At 32.6% G+C, this 17,574-nt stretch carries 17 protein-coding genes and 2 pseudogenes; 12 read left to right on the top strand and 7 right to left on the bottom strand.

Annotated elements, in window-relative coordinates:
* Nucleotides 1-143: 143 nt before the first annotated feature.
* The 4 genes and pseudogenes from ACUN28_RS17840 to ACUN28_RS17825 all read left to right on the top strand — a co-directional run bounded on the left by ACUN28_RS17840 (nucleotide 144) and on the right by ACUN28_RS17825 (nucleotide 4,583).
* Nucleotides 144-1,175: pseudogene (locus tag ACUN28_RS17840) on the top strand (alpha/beta fold hydrolase).
* A gap of 221 nt (nucleotides 1,176-1,396) precedes the next feature.
* Nucleotides 1,397-2,659, top strand: coding sequence for an MFS transporter (locus tag ACUN28_RS17835; RefSeq protein WP_016087944.1), 1,263 nt, complete (start codon nucleotides 1,397-1,399; stop codon nucleotides 2,657-2,659).
* Between the two features lie 54 nt (nucleotides 2,660-2,713).
* Nucleotides 2,714-3,580, top strand: coding sequence for an ABC transporter permease subunit (locus ACUN28_RS17830; protein WP_016087943.1), 867 nt, complete (start codon nucleotides 2,714-2,716; stop codon nucleotides 3,578-3,580).
* 1 nt (nucleotide 3,581) lies between these two features.
* The gene (locus tag ACUN28_RS17825) at nucleotides 3,582-4,583 is read left to right on the top strand and encodes an ABC transporter permease subunit (protein ID WP_016087942.1); all 1,002 of its coding nucleotides are present in this window, start codon (nucleotides 3,582-3,584) and stop codon (nucleotides 4,581-4,583) included.
* 45 nt (nucleotides 4,584-4,628) lie between these two features.
* Here the strand turns inward: ACUN28_RS17825 and ACUN28_RS17820 are convergent, their stop codons facing one another.
* Both ACUN28_RS17820 and ACUN28_RS17815 read right to left on the bottom strand, forming a co-directional pair.
* On the bottom strand, nucleotides 4,629-6,329 hold the full coding sequence (locus ACUN28_RS17820; RefSeq protein WP_016087941.1) for a pyruvate oxidase: 1,701 nt from the start codon (nucleotides 6,327-6,329) through the stop codon (nucleotides 4,629-4,631).
* 83 nt (nucleotides 6,330-6,412) lie between these two features.
* Nucleotides 6,413-7,150: a ZIP family metal transporter gene (locus ACUN28_RS17815; RefSeq protein ID WP_016087940.1), complete on the bottom strand. Its 738-nt coding sequence runs from the start codon at nucleotides 7,148-7,150 to the stop codon at nucleotides 6,413-6,415.
* A gap of 134 nt (nucleotides 7,151-7,284) precedes the next feature.
* Between ACUN28_RS17815 and ACUN28_RS17810 the strand changes: the two genes are divergently transcribed.
* From ACUN28_RS17810 to ACUN28_RS17795, 4 genes are all read left to right on the top strand, one after another.
* Nucleotides 7,285-8,073 (top strand): class I SAM-dependent methyltransferase, encoded by a 789-nt coding sequence (locus tag ACUN28_RS17810; RefSeq protein WP_033659689.1) that lies wholly within the window; start codon nucleotides 7,285-7,287, stop codon nucleotides 8,071-8,073.
* 48 nt (nucleotides 8,074-8,121) lie between these two features.
* Complete coding sequence (locus tag ACUN28_RS17805; protein WP_016087938.1) at nucleotides 8,122-8,751, top strand: immunity protein Imm33 domain-containing protein; 630 nt, start codon at nucleotides 8,122-8,124, stop codon at nucleotides 8,749-8,751.
* Complete coding sequence (locus ACUN28_RS17800; protein ID WP_016087937.1) at nucleotides 8,744-9,277, top strand: DUF6843 domain-containing protein; 534 nt, start codon at nucleotides 8,744-8,746, stop codon at nucleotides 9,275-9,277. The genes ACUN28_RS17805 and ACUN28_RS17800 overlap by 8 nt, the downstream gene beginning before the upstream one ends.
* Nucleotides 9,278-9,350: 73 nt before the next feature.
* Nucleotides 9,351-10,217, top strand: a complete 867-nt coding sequence (locus ACUN28_RS17795) for an MBL fold metallo-hydrolase (RefSeq protein ID WP_016087936.1) — start codon at nucleotides 9,351-9,353, stop codon at nucleotides 10,215-10,217.
* A gap of 156 nt (nucleotides 10,218-10,373) precedes the next feature.
* Here ACUN28_RS17795 and ACUN28_RS17790 read toward each other — a convergent pair whose 3' ends face one another.
* Nucleotides 10,374-11,315 (bottom strand): nucleoside hydrolase, encoded by a 942-nt coding sequence (locus ACUN28_RS17790; protein ID WP_016087935.1) that lies wholly within the window; start codon nucleotides 11,313-11,315, stop codon nucleotides 10,374-10,376.
* Nucleotides 11,316-11,348: 33 nt separating this feature from the next.
* Entirely contained in the window at nucleotides 11,349-11,951 is a 603-nt protein-coding gene (locus tag ACUN28_RS17785) for a DUF2441 domain-containing protein (RefSeq protein ID WP_016087934.1), read from the bottom strand.
* 196 nt (nucleotides 11,952-12,147) lie between these two features.
* Between ACUN28_RS17785 and ACUN28_RS17780 the strand changes: the two genes are divergently transcribed.
* Both ACUN28_RS17780 and ACUN28_RS17775 read left to right on the top strand, forming a co-directional pair.
* Nucleotides 12,148-12,633 (top strand): hypothetical protein, encoded by a 486-nt coding sequence (locus ACUN28_RS17780; protein WP_016087933.1) that lies wholly within the window; start codon nucleotides 12,148-12,150, stop codon nucleotides 12,631-12,633.
* Nucleotides 12,634-12,910: 277 nt separating this feature from the next.
* On the top strand, nucleotides 12,911-13,999 hold the full coding sequence (locus ACUN28_RS17775) for a hypothetical protein (RefSeq protein ID WP_016087932.1): 1,089 nt from the start codon (nucleotides 12,911-12,913) through the stop codon (nucleotides 13,997-13,999).
* A 255-nt stretch (nucleotides 14,000-14,254) separates the two neighbouring features.
* Here the strand turns inward: ACUN28_RS17775 and ACUN28_RS17770 are convergent, their stop codons facing one another.
* The gene (locus ACUN28_RS17770) at nucleotides 14,255-15,076 is read right to left on the bottom strand and encodes a class I SAM-dependent methyltransferase (protein ID WP_016087931.1); all 822 of its coding nucleotides are present in this window, start codon (nucleotides 15,074-15,076) and stop codon (nucleotides 14,255-14,257) included.
* A gap of 36 nt (nucleotides 15,077-15,112) precedes the next feature.
* Nucleotides 15,113-15,553: a MarR family winged helix-turn-helix transcriptional regulator gene (locus tag ACUN28_RS17765; RefSeq protein WP_016087930.1), complete on the bottom strand. Its 441-nt coding sequence runs from the start codon at nucleotides 15,551-15,553 to the stop codon at nucleotides 15,113-15,115.
* 531 nt (nucleotides 15,554-16,084) lie between these two features.
* Between ACUN28_RS17765 and ACUN28_RS17760 the strand changes: the two genes are divergently transcribed.
* Nucleotides 16,085-16,492 carry a GNAT family N-acetyltransferase gene (locus ACUN28_RS17760; protein ID WP_016087929.1) on the top strand — a complete coding sequence of 136 codons (408 nt, stop codon included), beginning with the start codon at nucleotides 16,085-16,087 and terminating at the stop codon, nucleotides 16,490-16,492.
* 66 nt (nucleotides 16,493-16,558) lie between these two features.
* A pseudogene (locus ACUN28_RS17755) lies at nucleotides 16,559-16,738 on the top strand (hypothetical protein); the annotation flags it as partial.
* Nucleotides 16,739-16,868: 130 nt separating this feature from the next.
* Here ACUN28_RS17755 and ACUN28_RS17750 read toward each other — a convergent pair.
* Entirely contained in the window at nucleotides 16,869-17,492 is a 624-nt protein-coding gene (locus ACUN28_RS17750; protein ID WP_016087927.1) for a TetR/AcrR family transcriptional regulator, read from the bottom strand.
* Between the last annotated feature and the right edge of the window lie 82 nt (nucleotides 17,493-17,574).

Genomic DNA, 17,574 nt, shown 5'->3' with positions numbered 1-17,574 from the left:
TAAGAAGTGTATGGGATATTAAGAATGTACAAAAGGTTAAGATGAAATTAGAGAGAGCAATTGTTATATATTCATATTATTTTCAGGTAGTTTTACAGAACTAAATTGATATTTTTATAAATTTAAAAGAAAGGAAACGAATTATGAAGAAGGTGAAAAAATTAATGAAATATATTAGAGCCATCACTACACTATTATTAATTGTAGCACTAGTATTTCCTACATGGACCTCGCAAATAAAAGGGAAAATCAGTATAAGTACGTTAGAATAGGTAGAGATTAATGGAAGTAGTCATGAAATAATGATACGCGGCAAAGATAAGAACAATCCGGTCATTATTTTTGTACATGGTGGACCAGGTACTTCAGAAATACCATATGCTCAAAAATACCAAGACGTATTGGAGGAGAAATTCACAGTTGTTAATTACGATCAAAGAGCAAGTGGGAAATCGTATCATTTCTTTGAAGATTATTCGAACCTTTCATCAGACCTACTAGTAGAGGATTTATTAGCAATGACAGATTATGTTTCAAAACGTCTCGGCAAAGAAAAGGTAATATTAATTGGTCATTCTTACGGTACATATATCGGAATGCAAGCTGCCAATAAAGCCCCTGAAAAATACGAAGCATATGTTGGCATAGGGCAGATGAGTGATACAGTAGAAAGTGAAATGGATAGTTTACATTTTGTAATTGACCAAGCAAAAAATGCAGGGAATGAAGATGAAGTTGCATATTTAAAAGGGTTGACTGAAAAAATTAAAAATGGCGATACATACACTCCGCGAAAGTATGTTGCGAAATACGGTGGAACATCAAGGCTCATTGAAAATCCAGATGGTGATAATATCGGGATGTTATTCAGTAATGAATATAACTTGTTAGACGTAATTCGCTATAACGCTGGATTATCACATTCTCAAACTGTATTATTGGAAAAAGATTTGAAAAATCCATTGCCTACTAAAGTAACTAAGCTAAAGCTACCGTTTTATTTTCTCATGGGGAAATATGACTATAACACTTCATTTCATGCAGCAAAAACATATTTTGATACGATTGAAGCAGATCAAAAAGAATTTATTACTTTTGAGAAATCAGCTCATTATCCACAATTTGAAGAGAAAGAAAAATTTTATGAGTGGATGTCCGATACATTCGTAAAATAAATAAAGTGTATCCGAACTATAGAGAATTAAAAAAGTTAGCGAGATATATCATTATATGAAGCGAAGTTAAATAAAAAAGACTCTTGTATAAAAAAACAAGAGTCTTTTTTTGAATGTTCTCTATACAGAAGGAAAAGATTGAATAATGGTCGAAAAAGATAATATAACTTCCAATAAATGACTGAAACAATAAAATCTTGTCGATAGAAAGGGTATGAAGTATGAAAGAAATGCTACAGTTATTTCGCAACAAAGTGTATGCGCGTTTTTTTCTAGCAAATATTTTAGAGCGACTTGGTTCTATGATTGCTGGAATTTCTTTAATGTTTTACTTGTTAGATCAATACGGAAAACAACCAGTTTACGCAACGATGACACAAATTATGATGGCATTACCTGCATTAATCTTTTTTCTATTAGTAGGGACAGTAGTGGATCGTTTTGATAGACAACGTATTTGTACGGTAAGTAACATATGTTGTTCGCTATGTAATATCGGCATCCTAATTTCGCTTTATTACGGGATGATTATACTCGTCTTTATATTTTTATTTTTGGAAAATGCATGTATACAATTTTTCTCCCCATCAGAACAGTCGATGATACAGGGAGTAGTTGAATCCGACCAATACGGTGCAGCAGCAGGTGTGAATCAAATGGTAAATAGTTTGTATGCTTTGTTTGGTGTAGGAATTGCAACGATGGTGTACTGGACTTTTGGAATATACGGGAGTATTTTAGTAAATACGCTCACTTTTATTATGAGTGGTGTTTTGATTCAAACGATCTCCATTCCAGAAAAAGTGCGTTTGCCAAATGGTAGAATAAAATGGAAGGAAGTTAATTTGAAGATGTTAATAACAGAGTTTCAAGGAGGGATCAAGTATATATACCAAAATGAAACTTTAAAAAAATTACTTTTAGGATTTATCGTATTTGGTTTATTAAATGGTATTTTAAGTATATCTACTACTTACATATTAAAATACAAATTAGCACCAGCAACGTATGAAAGTCTAGCGATGGTGGGTGGTGTAGTTGGAGGGATTTCATTACTAATTGGAAGTATAGTAGCAACAAGTATAGGTAAGAAATATGCACCCAAGCCTATTATTGTCTTTGGTATGGCAGGCTCAGGGGTCTTTTTCGGTATGTGTTACTTTGTAAACCACGTATGGTCTTTTTATGTATGTATCGCTTTTGCGACTTTCTTTTTACTGTTTATTAATGTTGCAATTATGGGCTGGATGTATGAAATTGTAGAAGAATCATTCATGGGACGTGTTCAAAGTTTACTTAGTCCATTAACGACAGGATTCCAGCTGTTATCTCTCGGTGCGATAGCGATGTTGTTCCCGAAATGGATTAGTGCAGATACGTTGTTTATTATTTTATTTGGTTTATTATTTTTTGTTACGTGTTTATATCAAGCCATTTTACCTAGTGGGAAGAAACGCGTGCAAGGTATAGCTGAAGAGATGTAATATATGTGGTTTTTGGTTTCTGAATATTCTATCGTATGGTAAGGGGAAATCGTTATGTTGATGCGAATTGCTAAATGGTGTGGGGTTACTTGTTTACAACTAGTAGCTGCAATTCTATGTATAATCTGTCTAGGTGCGCTCCCACGTTTATTTAAGGGATTGCAAATAGATTTAATTGGTTTTTGGAACACGATTGTATTACTTGGAGAAAAGTTACTGCAACCGGGTGAAATTACATATGGATTTCGGGACTCAAGAAAACTATTTCCGCAAATATGGATTCATTATTTTGAAACAATGATTGTATTTCTATCAGCATTTTTACTTTCTTTGCTTATAGCGTATATACTTGTCGTTTGGGTATTGCAGCGTTCTCATATGAAACAGAAAATGTGGAACGGGATTTTTCTTACGCTTGAGAGTATACCGGATATATTACTTATTTTATTATCACAGCTTCTTGTCGTAATTATGTTTCAAAAAACAGGATTTATGCCAGTCAAACAGGCTGGATTAGGGGAAGAAAGGATACGTTTGTTACCAATTATATGTCTTACAATACCAACTGCATTATTGTTTATTAAACTTTTGTTGTTACGGTTTAAAGAAGAATTAGAGAAAGATTATAGTTTGTTTGCCAAGAGTAAAGGACTAAGCTTACGGCATATTTTGACACATCATATTTCAAGAAATGTTTTATTGACGACAATTTATTATGCGAAAACAAATATTTTATTTATGCTTTCAAATTTATATATTATCGAATGGATTTTCAATACATATGGAATGTTTGTTTTTGTAAAAGAAAATTCGAAATTAGAAATATTTACGGTGAGTTTAATTATATTATACGTACCGCTTTTTATACTATTTCGTATATTACATACGCTTTTAAAAAATGTTATAAAGGAGCGTGCGTGATATGGGGGGAATTGCAAAAAGAGATGTAAGATTTTGGATCGGTGTTACTTTTTTAAGTGTACTTATGGTTATTAGTATTGGGAATACGTTGTTTTTCGACGGGAATATTCGCGAACTAACGATGATGTATAACGAAAAAGGAGAACTAGAGGCTGCTCCGTTTTCACCGTCGAGTAAATTTTGGTTCGGAAGTGATGAGAAAGGACGCGACCTTTTCCAGTTAATAATAGAAGGAGCGAAATGGACAGTTGGAGCGAGTATAATTATAGCGATTTTACGAGTTATAGTTGGAGGGGGAATTGGTTTACTTCTTGGTATGTATGGTAAAGGTTCTTTTCCAGTTATTTCATCCTTTTTTGATCCTTTTAGTATTGTACCGATGGTTATGATTTCTTATTTTATGTTAAATGAAGTTTTAACGTTTGATAGTGGAGCAGAAGTTGTGCCGTTATATTTGCGTGTGGCATTTCAAATTATAGTTCTTGTATGTCTTGCTGTACCGACGGTTATGTTGTATGTAGCGCAAGAAGTAAAGCGTATTAAGAAAGAAGAATTTATGTTGGCAGCTACTGTGCTCGGCGGAAGTAAGTGGCATAGGTTGAAGCGCCATATATGGCCGCATATGTTACCATCATTTCTTTTATTAGTAGCTCAACAATTTGTAAGTGTACTATTACTTCTTTTGCATCTTGGATTACTTAAGTTGTTTTTTGGAGGAACAATATTATTTGGATTAGATGCAGATAGTGTAACAAAGGAATGGACTGGCCTAATTGGTCAAAACTTCCGCCATTTAACTACACATACATGGATTGTACTTATACCAATTACTTTTTATAGCATGACAATTTTAGCGGGAAATCTAGTTAGTAATAGTATGCAAGATGCGATCAAACTAGGAAATGTAAGAATGCCTAGGAGCAAAGATAAAGAAATGAAGGAAGAGAAACAATTACAACATACTTTGAATGATTTTTCATTCTATAAAGAGATACAAAAATAAAGAAAGATAGCTGAAGACAAATTGTTTTCAGCTATCTTTTTTTGTTTATAGTGGTGGTAAATCAATCTTACCTTCTTCAAATAATTCTTTTATCATATGTTTCGTATAACCAGCTGCTTGACCAAATGTGATTTTTGCTGGCATTGGTGCTTCGTTTGCATCTACAACTACATCGATAATACATGGTTTATTTTGTTTTACCGCACTTTCGAAAGCAGGAAGTAGTTCATCTAAATTTTCAACGCGGTATCCAATACCTCCGCACGCCTCTGCGTATTTTGCGAAATCAGGGTTTGTTAAGTCTGTACCAAATTCGATATTACCCATAACTTCTTGTTCAAATTTAATCATGGCGATTTTATTATTATTTAAAACGACAACAACGATTGGTAGTTTATATTTAACAGCTGTTACGAAGTCGTTCATTGTCATTCCAAAACCACCGTCACCACAAACTGCAAACACTTGTTTATCCGGGAAAGCAATTTTTCCAGCAAGTGCTCCAGGTAAACCGCAGCCAAGAGTTGCGAGCCAACTAGAAATAATAAATTGCTGGTTTGTCATACGGAAGTGCCTTGCTGTCCATACTGTTACATTTCCGACATCGACTGATAATATTGCATCATCATGAGCTACTTGTTGCAGTGCATGCATAACACGTTGTGGCTTAATTGGAGTAGAAGTATCGTCTTCTTGATCGTGTAATTTTTCCTCCCACTTTTTCATCATTTCTTGATGATGCTCTAAGAAGGAATGGTCCTCGTGTTTTTCTACATTTTCAATTAACCATTTTAATGTTTTATCAGCATCACCGGCTAAGCCGATATCTGTGGCATAACGTTTTCCGATTTGGGCAGGATCTGTATCGATATGGATTGTTTTTGCTTTTTCAGGTAAGAAACCAGTGAACGGATAAGAAGTACCAACCATAATTAAAGTATCCGCATGTTTCATTGCCTCATAAGAAGGTTTCGTTCCAATTAATCCTAATCCACCAATACAAAGTGGATGTTCATCAGGGATAATTCCTTTAGCTGGTAATGTAAGTACGATTGGAGCACCAATATGTTCTGCAAATGAAAGTAAGGATTCTCTCGCATGTTTCGCACCTTTTCCAGCTAAAATAACAGGCTTTTTCGCTTCATTTATTGCGAGTTTGGCAGCATGTAAATCTTCCTCTTGCGGAAATAACTCAGGTAATGTAAAAGAAGTATTTGTAACACGAGCACCACTTTTTACTTCGAATTTCGGAACATCATCTGGAATTGTAAGAACAGATACGCCTTTTTTCGTATAAGCCATTCGAATCGCTTGATTTACGACAGCAGGTAGCTGTTCTGCTGACATAATGCGCTGGTTATAAACCGCGACATCATCGAACAATCTTTCTAAGTTTACTTCTTGGAAAAAATCCGTACCGAGTAAATCTGTTTCTACTTGGCCTGAAATTGCTAGAACAGGGGCTTTATCGAGTTTGGCATCATATAAACCATTTAATAAATGAATAGCACCGGGCCCTGCGATTGCCATACAAACGCCGAGTTTTCCAGTTAACTTAGCATAGGCAGCTGCTGCTAATGCACCAGCTTCTTCATGGCGAACTTGAATGAATTTGATTTTATCTTGTTTTTTTCTTAAAGCTTCAATAATAGAATTGATGGAATCTCCAGGCATTCCGTATATGTGTTCTACTCCCCAGTCAATTAATAGGTCAACTAGTGCTTCACCGGCTGTTTTTCCAAACATAATTTTTCCTCCTTATAAGTAGGTAGATACTATTATGTTTTGAAGAAAAAGGAAAAATATACAAATGATAAAATATATTAGTTTTAATGATGACCAGTAAATAGTGTAAATACTGTTATTAGTAAAAATCCACTAGTTGCCCATGTTAAAAATGAAAGGGAAGAGAGCTGTTTCTTAGCTTTCCAAAGCATTTCATGAATTGTTACATAGCCAAGTGAACCGATAGCACTCCCCATAATCAGCCCTTGTAAATGTAGGGCTTTTCCTTCCATCAAAATACCAAAAACAGTACCAGTACCGAGAATAAGAGAAAGTAATAGAGTTGTTAATAAAAATGAAATATATTTATGCTTTGTAAAGAGAAAGGGGATAATTAAAGCTAATCCTTCTGGAATATGATGAACTACAATTGCTATTAAAAAAGGAATGGCAGAGTCAGCATGATTAATAAAAGCTGTACCTAAAGCAAAGCCACTCGGCAAATTATGAATAAATATAGCAAAAGAAAGAAAAAGGAAAGTTTGCCATGCTTGTTGATCTTTTTTATGTATCGTTGGATGATGACAATAGTTATCTAATAAGCTCATAACTAAAATACCAATAGCTATACCAAGTATAGGCCCAATTATTTCATAGCTTGTAAAGGTTTCAGGAATAATTTCAAGGGATAATAGACCGAGCAAAATTCCGCCACATAAGGCGTATAAACGATGCATTTTTTCTTCAATTAGCTGGCGAGTAGCAATGCCAACAGCACCGCCTAATAGTAATCCACCGAATGAAAAAAACGTAACAATCATTGGAATCCATAATCGTTCCATAGTATCACACTCCGATTCTTCCACTTATTTTTAGCTTACGAAAAGGAAAGTTAGATTAGTCCAAGTAATTGTGTTTGATTATAGAGAAAAAACTAATAATTCGTTATAATTTATATATAAAATTAAGTGGAAATATGAAATGGGGAATAAGTTTGCAAACAAAATGGAGTCTATCTGAATATGAAAATCCAAAACGATATGATGTAGAAAATAAAAGTTTGTCAGATTTTCCGTTTTTACTATCATGGGCACAAAGACTAAATATACAAAATGAATGGATTCTAGATATTGCTTGTGGAACAGGAAGAGTTACAATTCCCTTTATAGAAAACGGGTATCAAATGATTGGTGTAGATATACATGAAGGGATGCTTGCTGAAGCAAAGAAAAAAGCTAAGAATTGTAATAAGGTTAAATGGTTACAACAAGACTGTTTACAATTAAGCATTGATGAAATGATTCCGTTAGCATTTATGGTTGGCCATGGATTTCAGCATTTTCTTACGAATACAGATCAAAATAAGTTATTAACATCTATACATCATGTTTTAGCTGACAATGGTATATTTATATTTGATACACGTTTTCCTTCTAAAGAAGAATTAATACAACCATTTACAGAAGAATACTGGACAACTATTAGTGATGAAAAGGGAAGAAAATGTGATTTATATACTGAAATGACATACGATTCAATTCAGCAAATACAGCACTATATAACAACAAGAAGGTTTTATGAGGATGATGTGATAGTAGAGGAAATGAAAACAACAATTGATCTTCGCTATACGTATCCGCAGGAGTTAGAAAGATTATTAGTAGCGAATGGTTTTGAATTATTACATATATATAATGATTGGGAAGGAAATGAGTTAGGGGAAGACTGCTATTCTATGGTAGTAGTTTGCCGGAAGAAAAAATAGTGTTATTTTAAAAATATGAGTGTAAAAAGCTTTTAAGGAGAGAAAAAGATGTCTTGGTACTTAGATAATGTTTATGAATTAAATAAAGGAGCACCATATACTTTCTATCTACCTAGCTCAGAAGTGTTGGAGAAATTAAAGGTTGGAGATTTGGTGAAGCTAATTTTTGTATCTAAAAATGAGGAAGAAGATGGGTTTCATGGCGAAAGAATGTGGGTAGTAATCACTGAAAGAAATGAGAAGAAGTTTGTAGGGAAACTCAATAATAATCCGTATCGTTTAAATTTAAAAATAGGTGATGAAATTTCATTTGGAATTCAAAATATATGTGATACGGAATATCAGGATCCAGCTTCAAAAGATTGGGATTTTTATTTTGATACGAAGGTAATTGTTAGTAATGATGTACTTGAAAAAAGAGAATTTAACTTTATGCTTAAAGAGGATTCGAGAGAAGAAGGCGACTCTGGTTGGTCAATATTAAGTGGCTATGAAAGTGATGACTATGTAAATGATCCTAAAAATTTTCAAGTTATTTCAGTTGGAGTCATATTGAATATAGATGATTCTATTTTAAAATTTCTTGAGGAACCACCTTTATGTGCATATGAAAGAAATGATAAAGGTAGATTCTATAAGATTGAAGACTATGATTGGGATGCGTATTTAAATGGATAGAAGAATTTACTACGTTGTAAAGAAAAGTACATTTTGTTTCGGAATCATATTAACGTTATTTTTAAGTGGATGTATCAGTTTTGGTAAAGAAACTACTGATACAATTTACGTAATTCCTGAAGAATATGAAGGGGATTTAATTGTTTTATACAACGTACCTGGTGCTGAATTGTTACCAAAAGAAGAAGAGTTTAGTGTTGTCACTTTCGCAGCTGACGGTACTGCTGTTACATCTACAAAAGATATGAAATATGGTACAGTGAACGATTTATATTATACAGTAAATAAAGAAGGGGGGCGTACGAAGCTTGATTCTAGCTGTATACGCCTTGCTTCAACTGGAAGTAGAACCGAAAATTCGTGGGAATTTCCACTTGCAAACTTAGAAGTAACTCGTACAGCATGTTCTAAAGAATTTTCGGCAAATGGTAGAGAGGTACCAGAGAACCAAGAGCATCCTGCTGAAAAGAAGATGAGAGATTTAATGCAGCATGTACAAGAACAGTATATGAATAAAGGGAAATAGTTAGTATGTTAGATGGAAGAAATTCATAAGTAGTATAAATTGCAGAGAATAGTAGTAAATGGAGGAACTAATTATGCAACAAATTAAAAAAATAGGAAACTCATTTTGGTATATGACACCTGTTTCTGAAACAGATAGACCTATATTAGGAATGGTCGTTGGACAAGAAAAAACTTTAATGATTGATGCGGGGAATTCAGAAGCACATGCACAATTATTTTTAGAAATGCTAAAAGAACAAAACGTATCAAATCCTGATCTCGTAGCACTAACACATTGGCATTGGGATCATATTTTTGGATTGCCTGTACTACAAAATGCATTAACTATTGCGCATACTGAAACGAAAAAAGAGATGCAGAAACTAGTATCTTATGAATGGACAGATGAAGCATTGGACGCACGCGTAAAAGAGGGTACTGAAATAGAATTTTGTGCAGATTGTATCAAAAAAGAGTTCAGTGAAGAACAAAGAAATATTAAAATTATTCCTCCGACCTTAACGTTCCAGGATCAACTTGAATTAGATCTTGGTGAAGTGACATGCGTGTTAAAACATATAGGCGGAGATCATGCACATGACTCTGTTGTTATGTATATAAAAGAAGAGAAGATATTGTTTTTAGGAGACTGTATATATGCAGATATTTTTTCTTCGAAGTGGAACTATACGACGAAACGAACGTCTAAATTAATAGATGAATTAGAGAAATTTGATGCTGAGACATATATTCTTTCTCATGGGACAGCTATAAATCGGGATGAGTTTTTACAAGAAATGCATTTGCTGAAAACAGTAGGAACATATACAGAAGCTCATAAAGGCGATGAAGAGAACATAAAGGCAGCGTATAAACGAGACGTAGATAGAGAATTAAATGAAGATGAACTAGAAACAATAACGTTTTTTGTAAATGGTTATGAAATGGTGAATCTATAAAACGCAACTTTAATCAGATAGCATTAAACTGCACAAAAAGAGTATTGAATTAACTTTCAATACTCTTTTTAATATTAAGTTCCAACCAATTTCTAATTATTTTTACTGTACCATCTGAAGCTACATCATTTTTGGGTTTTCCATATAGATAAGTTTTTAATTAGAGACTTTCTTTGCTAACCCAGTTATATAGTCGAAAAACTCATTGTGGTTTACATCATATACTACATTTACCGGCCGTCCATCAGCAGTTTCCTCTGTACGTCCTTGGCTTGGTCCATATGTATGAACGATACTATTAATCGTTTGAGATTTTGCAAGGCTAGTTTTTCCGACAAGTGCAGCAGTTAATACATCCCACAAATAGTAAGTAGAGTTCGTTGAGAAATGAACGAGGGGAGGAACCATCGCATAGCATTGACCAAGGAAATCAATACCAATATATTTTCGCTCTTTTGCCCAACGTTCAAGTATGTCTATAGTTAATGGAAATTGGTTAGTACTTTCTAGTGTCACTAAGTCGATTTCAATTTTTGATTCCCATACACGAGCTACTGCTTCAGGATCCCAAAACGAATTCCACTCAGCTGTTCCATCATGTTCTGGCTCATGTACATTGCCGGCAGTACGAAATGTCCCTCCCATCCAAATAAGACGCTCAATTCTTTTTTCGATTACAGGTGCTTCATATAGTGCACGCGCTAAATCGGTAAGAGGACCTGTAAATAATAAAGTTGTTTTCTCTTCAGTTTGTAGTAGGGTTTCAATTAAATGATGATGGGCAGGTTTTGCTGCTACGGGTGTTACAACTTTTCCAGACTCATTTAAAATTGGTAAAGCATCTACATAAAATGCATGCATCCGCCAGTCTTTTGGAAATGGATTTTTTGCACGGGAGTTGGATGCGGCTACTTCTATATTTCCTTTGCTGAAGCGATCAATAATTTTGCGACTTGCAGACATTGCTGGTTCCAAATAGCAATCTGCAGGGATAACTGAAACACCTGTAAGTTTAACATTATCCATCTGAAGTAATAAAAATAGTGAAATTAAATCATCTACACCACCATCATGATTGAAGTACACTTTTTTCACCATTGTAATCTCCATCCTATATGATTTAGTTAGAAATTAAACATGAATTGAGGAAAAGTCATCAATAATTTCCACCACTTCAATTTCGCCATTAATGAGTAACTCAGAGAGTTCGTTATCCACATTTCCTTTCCAATATTCTCTAGCTTGTTCAATTTTTTGAGAAAAAGGAATACCATCTTCTTTCGGTAAAAGAGCTCCGTCACCTTCAAAAGAATTACCGATCACTCGTAGTTTAACAATCTGCAAAACTTCTCGATTGTAAGAATCAAATAATGCTTTCCATTTTAAAGCATTTTCATAGCTCCTTGCAGCATATAAACAAGATAATCTTGAAGGGTATTCAGGGAATTCTTGTAGTCTTACCATTTCTACAATCGTTTCTCTAACCGCTCTAATTGTTTGATCCATATAATTCATAACTATTTTAGCATTTTCATTCTTTATATGTAATTCTTCATTTGTATAGTGTTCTTTTAAAATTCGCATAGAATCTTCACCGTTAGAATTCAAATGTTTTCTTTCAAAAAAGAAATGAAATAGAGTATTAGTTTGATTTTTATCGAAATGAATAATTTGTCCGATATTCATTTTTTTATTTGTCACGATGTGATATGCGTAAAATTCTTGTGCATTCATGGGTATCCTCCTAGTAGTAATTATCATGTATTGCAAAGTTAAATTTAATAATTCAACATTGTTATATATTAAACCTCTAAAAGTAAAAAAGAGAATATATGATAACGCTTTAAATTTGTTCGCAAAATGTTCACTTACGAAGAGGTTTACACAATCGATATAATGACAAAGACTTAAACAGAAAGGATGATAGAAATTGCCAACAACAAGAAAGGAAAGCCTCCAATTCGGTATGATGATGTGCCTCGGGATGGTTATTGTAATGACGTTTTATAATGTATTACTGAATGGAGCAGGAGGACCAATTCATATTAAGGAGATCGCATTAGAACTAGTAATTGGATTCATTATTGCATTATTAATTGAAATATGTATCGTTGGACCTTGTGCGAAAAAAATTGTATTTGCATTACCGTTTGATAAATCGAAAAAAGTAAATGTTATTATTGCAATGGCGACAGCTATGGTAATCGGAATGGTTTTCTTTATGTCTTTTTACGGAATGGCTATGATGTATTTGCATAATGGATTACATGGTGAATCATTCGTTTCCATTTATTTTTCGATTTTCATTAAAAATTTCATTATGGCGTATCCATTGCAATTAATTATTATGGGGCCGCTTGTGCGTTTTTTATTTGGAAAGTTTGTTATGAAGAATAAAACTGTTAATGTAGCGTAGTTTTTATTTGTAAATGTTTATATATGGATGGAACAGATAAATGCACCTCAGATTTATTGAGGTGTGTTTTTCATGTCCAGTTTTAATTATTTTCATATTGATGTGACATTTGTTTTTTTGTTGTTTTAGTAATTTTTCAATCAGAATATTAAAGGGATAATAGGCTGAAAAATTCAAAAGGGAAAAGTATTAATGATTAGATTATATACATACGAAGAAATTGAAGTTATGATAAAATTGAATTATTTGGAAAATTATCTGGGGGTGAAAATACCGTATGCAAAAGTTAACTAACAAAGAAGTTGATTACATTTTAAAACAATTAATGATAAATGATTTGAAAGAATTCATACATATTGGAGAAGGTGCATGGCATGAAGTTTATAGAATAAAAACATTTTCAAATCAAGATTTTGTCATAAGGATTAAAAAAGAGAAAGCATATAACCAGCTTCAAACTTACACTAGACAACACCTTCTTACAGAATATGAATCATCTAAAACATATTATAATCAAGCCAACAAATGTATTTGGAGAATATGCCCCACCGAATTTAATTATTTTATTGATGAAGAAATAGTATTTAATGTAGAAAGCTTTATGGGAAGTAGTTTACCGTTACATAGCTTAGGCTATAACAAATCATTATACTTAGGGCAGTTGTTAGGCGGATTTTACAAAGGGATGCACGATAGGGATACTATGCTGAAGGGGTATGGAAATTTAGTATGGAACGAAAATACTATAGAGGGTAAGGAAGCATTAGATATTCAAGAAAAATGGGAGCAAGACAATGACTATTATCTTAAAGCATTAGAAAAGCTAAGTAACTCAGAGTTAACATTCAATCGAAAAAAGGTTGAATTAAAAATACAGAATATCATTTTTATCCGAAGAAAAAGGATACAAAAGATATCTTTGGTTAATCAAGATGTTACCCCTGAGAATATAGTATTTCACCAGGATAATGTTTCCATTATTGATCCATATCCTAGATTAGATTTTGATATAAAGTATGCTGGTTATTTTTACTTTTGTTATAAACTTCTTCTTCCTTCTTATTCCAACGCTCCAAGATACATAGATAGGGGTTATGATAGCAGTGTAGACGTATTAAACAGCATAGCAGAGGGCTTTGTTAAAGCATATGTAGGTGATGACTACTCTCTATATAAAAGACTAATGGATGAATATTTGTTGTGGATCTTATTAGAAATTCATGAACATTATTTGCTGTTAAAACAAGAGGATTTAAGTTATAAGGTTGAACAGCAAATGGGAAATAAGGATATTTTAAAACAGAGAATGGAAAAGTATTTAAAAGAATTGGAGAAATTGATTGAAAATAGCGCTAGAACTTTATAAATTCGCAGAAACATTGACTTCCGGCAACGAGAATTATGTAAATAAGCTGTCCACTGAATTCTCATAGAAAACTGTGATGAGATGAAATTTTTGATTTTGAAGTACTTCAAAATCTTAGCTAGATGACTATGTACCGGTAGCCCATAGTAAAAAGACAGGAACATATTGTACATATCAAATATGTTCCTGTCTTTGATTTTATTAAGTTTAACAACTATGACCTAAATATAAATGTATTGAGATCTTCTTTATTTATTATTTTTTGAACTGTAAATGAACAAACTTCAACATCTTTATTAAGTTTACAATACACATCATAATACGCGTACTTCCATCCCAATCTTTATTTATAGATATATTTTTAAAGAAAGGGGAGCAGCTTAATACTTTTATGTTTGAAGACCATTTTTCTAGTGTCTTTGGATTATTTATATAAAAATACATTAGAGCGCCATTATTACCTGATTTTTTTACTGTAGCATTTGAAAGATTCAGTGCAAATTTTGATTCAGCGTCAAAGTATAACTCGCCTCCAGGGAAACGTTTTGACATGGCGACTACAATCTTTTTTAAATCTTCTTCTTTAAAGTAATAGAATACACCTGCTGAAATAAATAGAATACCGTCGTTTGGATTATATTTTACATCGTCAAACCAAGAAATATCAAAAAATGATTTAGCTATACTAGTATTCCTCGGTGTATCTTCAATTAAAGTTTTGCGAAAAGAGATTGCATCAGGCAAATCAAGGTTATACCAATGTATCGTACCGTTATCAATTCTAGAAAAAGTAGTATCTAGTCCGGAACCGATATTTACAATAGTAGCATTTGGATGTTTTATAATAAATTTTTTTATAGTATCATCAATTTTTCGTGCGCGAGTAATGTATGTGATGCATCCGTATTCACCAAATGTATTTGCAATTGAGGAGAAGTTAAAATCACATTCTTTAATAATACGAATAGCCTCAGTATCATCTAAAATATCTTTATTTTTCTCACTGCCAAACGCACGTCCCCATAGCGGAATAAGCATCGTACCTTGTACTGAATGTATATCTATTTCTTTGACCATGAAACTTCCTCCGTTTAATAAAAGTTACTTTTATTCTTAATCGTTACTTAACATTTTTGAGAGCATTTTATTTGTTTTATACAATCCGTAAGTTAAATCACGTTGATCTTCTTCACTTAGTTTTTCAAGATTATGAGTGAAAGTATTATATATTTGTTTCCATCTCTCATAATGTACCTTTTCAGCTTTTTCTGTCAGAGAAATGAGTACAGCTCTTTTGTCTACCGTATCTTGTTTTTTTATAATATATCCGTTTAGTTCTAAATTACGAACTGTTACACTTAATTGTTGTTTAGGTATGTTTAAATAACTAGCAATCATTTTTAAATTTACAGGAACCTTTTGTTGTGCGATATACTCAACTACGTGTTGCTCTAAATGTGTAAATTCAGAGGATTTCTCTGATAATAATTTGAAAGTACCTGACATATTTAATAACAAATTCATGTATTCGTTTAATAATTCGTTTTGGGTCATAGTTTTCGCTTCCTTTATGTATTTAGTAAATATTTTATTACTATTTTAATGGTTAATCAAATCATTTAATTTATTATAGTAAATTAATATTTACTATAATAATGTTTTTGGTACTATACGAACTGAAATAGAAGGGTAAAAGAGGTGCTTTTAGGGGAGAAGAATATGAACGGAAATAAAATATTACTAAATACAAATAACTGATGCATGCAATGTCTTTTTCAGTTATTATGTTGTAAAAAATTTTATGATAAAATCTTTTACATAATTAAATAAAGGGGTAGTATTCTATGGGTTATTTCTCAAATGGTTTATTAGTTTTGTTTGTTCTTATCGTCTGTAGCTGTATGATTTTTGGTTGATAATATAATGATAGTTGTTATAAAAGAAGTTAACTAAGATGAGGTTAACTTCTTTTTATTTTATGTTGAGAAGGAATTATATTGTTCTTATGGAAGTTTGTTTAAGTTAATTTCATATTAAGGGTAATTTTATGAAATACACACAAACGAGAGAATAAGGAGTATTCATATGAATAATAGTATAAATTACAAAATGGAACATCCAACAGATTTCAATGGATTATTAGCCTTATACGAATCTTTAGGATGGAATTCTCTTAAATTAACGGTTAATGAATTGGAGCAAATGTGTAAACAAAGTTGGTATGCAATTTATGCTTTTGATGATAAGAAGTTAGTAGGGATGGGGCGTGTTTTATCAGATGGAGTAATTACAGGCATAATTTGTGGAGTAGGCGTATTGCCAAAGTATCAGTCAAGTGGCATCGGGAAAGAAATAATGAAACGATTAATCCAGCATTGTGAACACAACAAGGTTATTCCCCAACTTATGTGCGTAGAAAATTTGCAATCTTACTATGAATCTATAGGATTTGAGGCATTTTCAATTGGAATGACAAAACATATTAAAAGATAGTGTGGCTTTATATTATCGGTGTACTTGTGCATATTTTCAAACTTCATCATAAAAGAGACTGGCTATATGGAGATAGCTAAAGGGGTAGAAATGTTACAACTTGAATTTCAAAAATTTATTATTCATCCAATTCTTTTATGGGATGATAAAATGGCAGTTTTAATAGATACTGGTTTCCCTGGACAATTTGAAGATATACAAGTAGAGATGGAGAGAGTTGGCGTATCATCTGGTAAGCTAAAAGTTGAAGACAATAATTTTTTATTAATGGGCGCCACAGTGTAATCTAATTGTTGATATATAAATAAAACACTTAAATTATAAAAGAGCATGTTTGAAAAAAATTAAACATGCTCTTTTATTAAAGGTAATCTATTTAATATGAATGATCTAACCCGTTCCAATAAAAAGAAACGATTTCTTGTGCTAATTCATCTATATTTGCAAGAATAGGATTGTGATTTTCATCTTTAAAATTCCCAATTGATAATAAAGATACGAATGCATGAGCAGCAAATTTAGCGTTTCCTTTCGGGATTTCTCCGATTTGCATCGCATTATCGAGTGCTTTTTCTAGCACTTCATACATATTATCTTCAGCCTCTTTTAATTCTTTCAATTGCTCTTCAGATAACGACAGTTTTGCATCTTTCATAAAATTTTTCATATCAATATCCATCGTTGCGTGTAAGTAAACTTTAGCGAAGTCTAATAACCTTTCTTTTAAAGTCTTATTTGCAGAGAGAATTTGAGACATATTCTCTCGTATACGCACCATCATTTGGATCATAGTAGCGGTAAATAAATCCGCTTTTGTTGAGTAGTAATAGTAGACGGTTGCTTTCGTAACACCACAAACTTTTGCGACTTCATCCATGGAAACGACTTGATAATTTTGAGTAAGAAATAACCGAGTTGCAACTTCTAAAATGGTTTCTTTTGTAGATTTTGTATTTTTATTTTGACGAGGCCTTCCGAGAGGACGTTGTTTTTGTGCCAAATCTATTCGCTCCTGACATGTATTCTTAAAATAATTATAACATAATTTTTAATCATTCTTGATTAATTAACCGACCAGTATA

This window comes from Bacillus sp. WC2507, from assembly GCF_052656125.1.
The sequence above is the reverse complement of the archived record's forward strand: the minus strand, read 5'-3'. Positions and strand labels throughout refer to the sequence as shown.

Excerpts from the sequence above, each read along its gene's own strand:
- ACUN28_RS17795 (WP_016087936.1), top strand. The coding sequence starts at position 9,351 with ATGCAACAAATTAAAAAAATAGGAAACTCATTTTGGTATATGACACCT.
- ACUN28_RS17785 (WP_016087934.1), bottom strand. The coding sequence starts at position 11,951 with ATGAATGCACAAGAATTTTACGCATATCACATCGTGACAAATAAAAAA.
- ACUN28_RS17800 (WP_016087937.1), top strand. The coding sequence starts at position 8,744 with ATGGATAGAAGAATTTACTACGTTGTAAAGAAAAGTACATTTTGTTTC.
- ACUN28_RS17790 (WP_016087935.1), bottom strand. The coding sequence starts at position 11,315 with ATGGTGAAAAAAGTGTACTTCAATCATGATGGTGGTGTAGATGATTTA.
- ACUN28_RS17770 (WP_016087931.1), bottom strand. The coding sequence starts at position 15,076 with ATGGTCAAAGAAATAGATATACATTCAGTACAAGGTACGATGCTTATT.
- ACUN28_RS17765 (WP_016087930.1), bottom strand. The coding sequence starts at position 15,553 with ATGACCCAAAACGAATTATTAAACGAATACATGAATTTGTTATTAAAT.
- ACUN28_RS17835 (WP_016087944.1), top strand. The coding sequence starts at position 1,397 with ATGAAAGAAATGCTACAGTTATTTCGCAACAAAGTGTATGCGCGTTTT.
- ACUN28_RS17815 (WP_016087940.1), bottom strand. The coding sequence starts at position 7,150 with ATGGAACGATTATGGATTCCAATGATTGTTACGTTTTTTTCATTCGGT.
- ACUN28_RS17820 (WP_016087941.1), bottom strand. The coding sequence starts at position 6,329 with ATGTTTGGAAAAACAGCCGGTGAAGCACTAGTTGACCTATTAATTGAC.
- ACUN28_RS17825 (WP_016087942.1), top strand. The coding sequence starts at position 3,582 with ATGGGGGGAATTGCAAAAAGAGATGTAAGATTTTGGATCGGTGTTACT.
- ACUN28_RS17760 (WP_016087929.1), top strand. The coding sequence starts at position 16,085 with ATGAATAATAGTATAAATTACAAAATGGAACATCCAACAGATTTCAAT.
- ACUN28_RS17810 (WP_033659689.1), top strand. The coding sequence starts at position 7,285 with ATGAAATGGGGAATAAGTTTGCAAACAAAATGGAGTCTATCTGAATAT.
- ACUN28_RS17805 (WP_016087938.1), top strand. The coding sequence starts at position 8,122 with ATGTCTTGGTACTTAGATAATGTTTATGAATTAAATAAAGGAGCACCA.
- ACUN28_RS17775 (WP_016087932.1), top strand. The coding sequence starts at position 12,911 with ATGCAAAAGTTAACTAACAAAGAAGTTGATTACATTTTAAAACAATTA.
- ACUN28_RS17830 (WP_016087943.1), top strand. The coding sequence starts at position 2,714 with ATGTTGATGCGAATTGCTAAATGGTGTGGGGTTACTTGTTTACAACTA.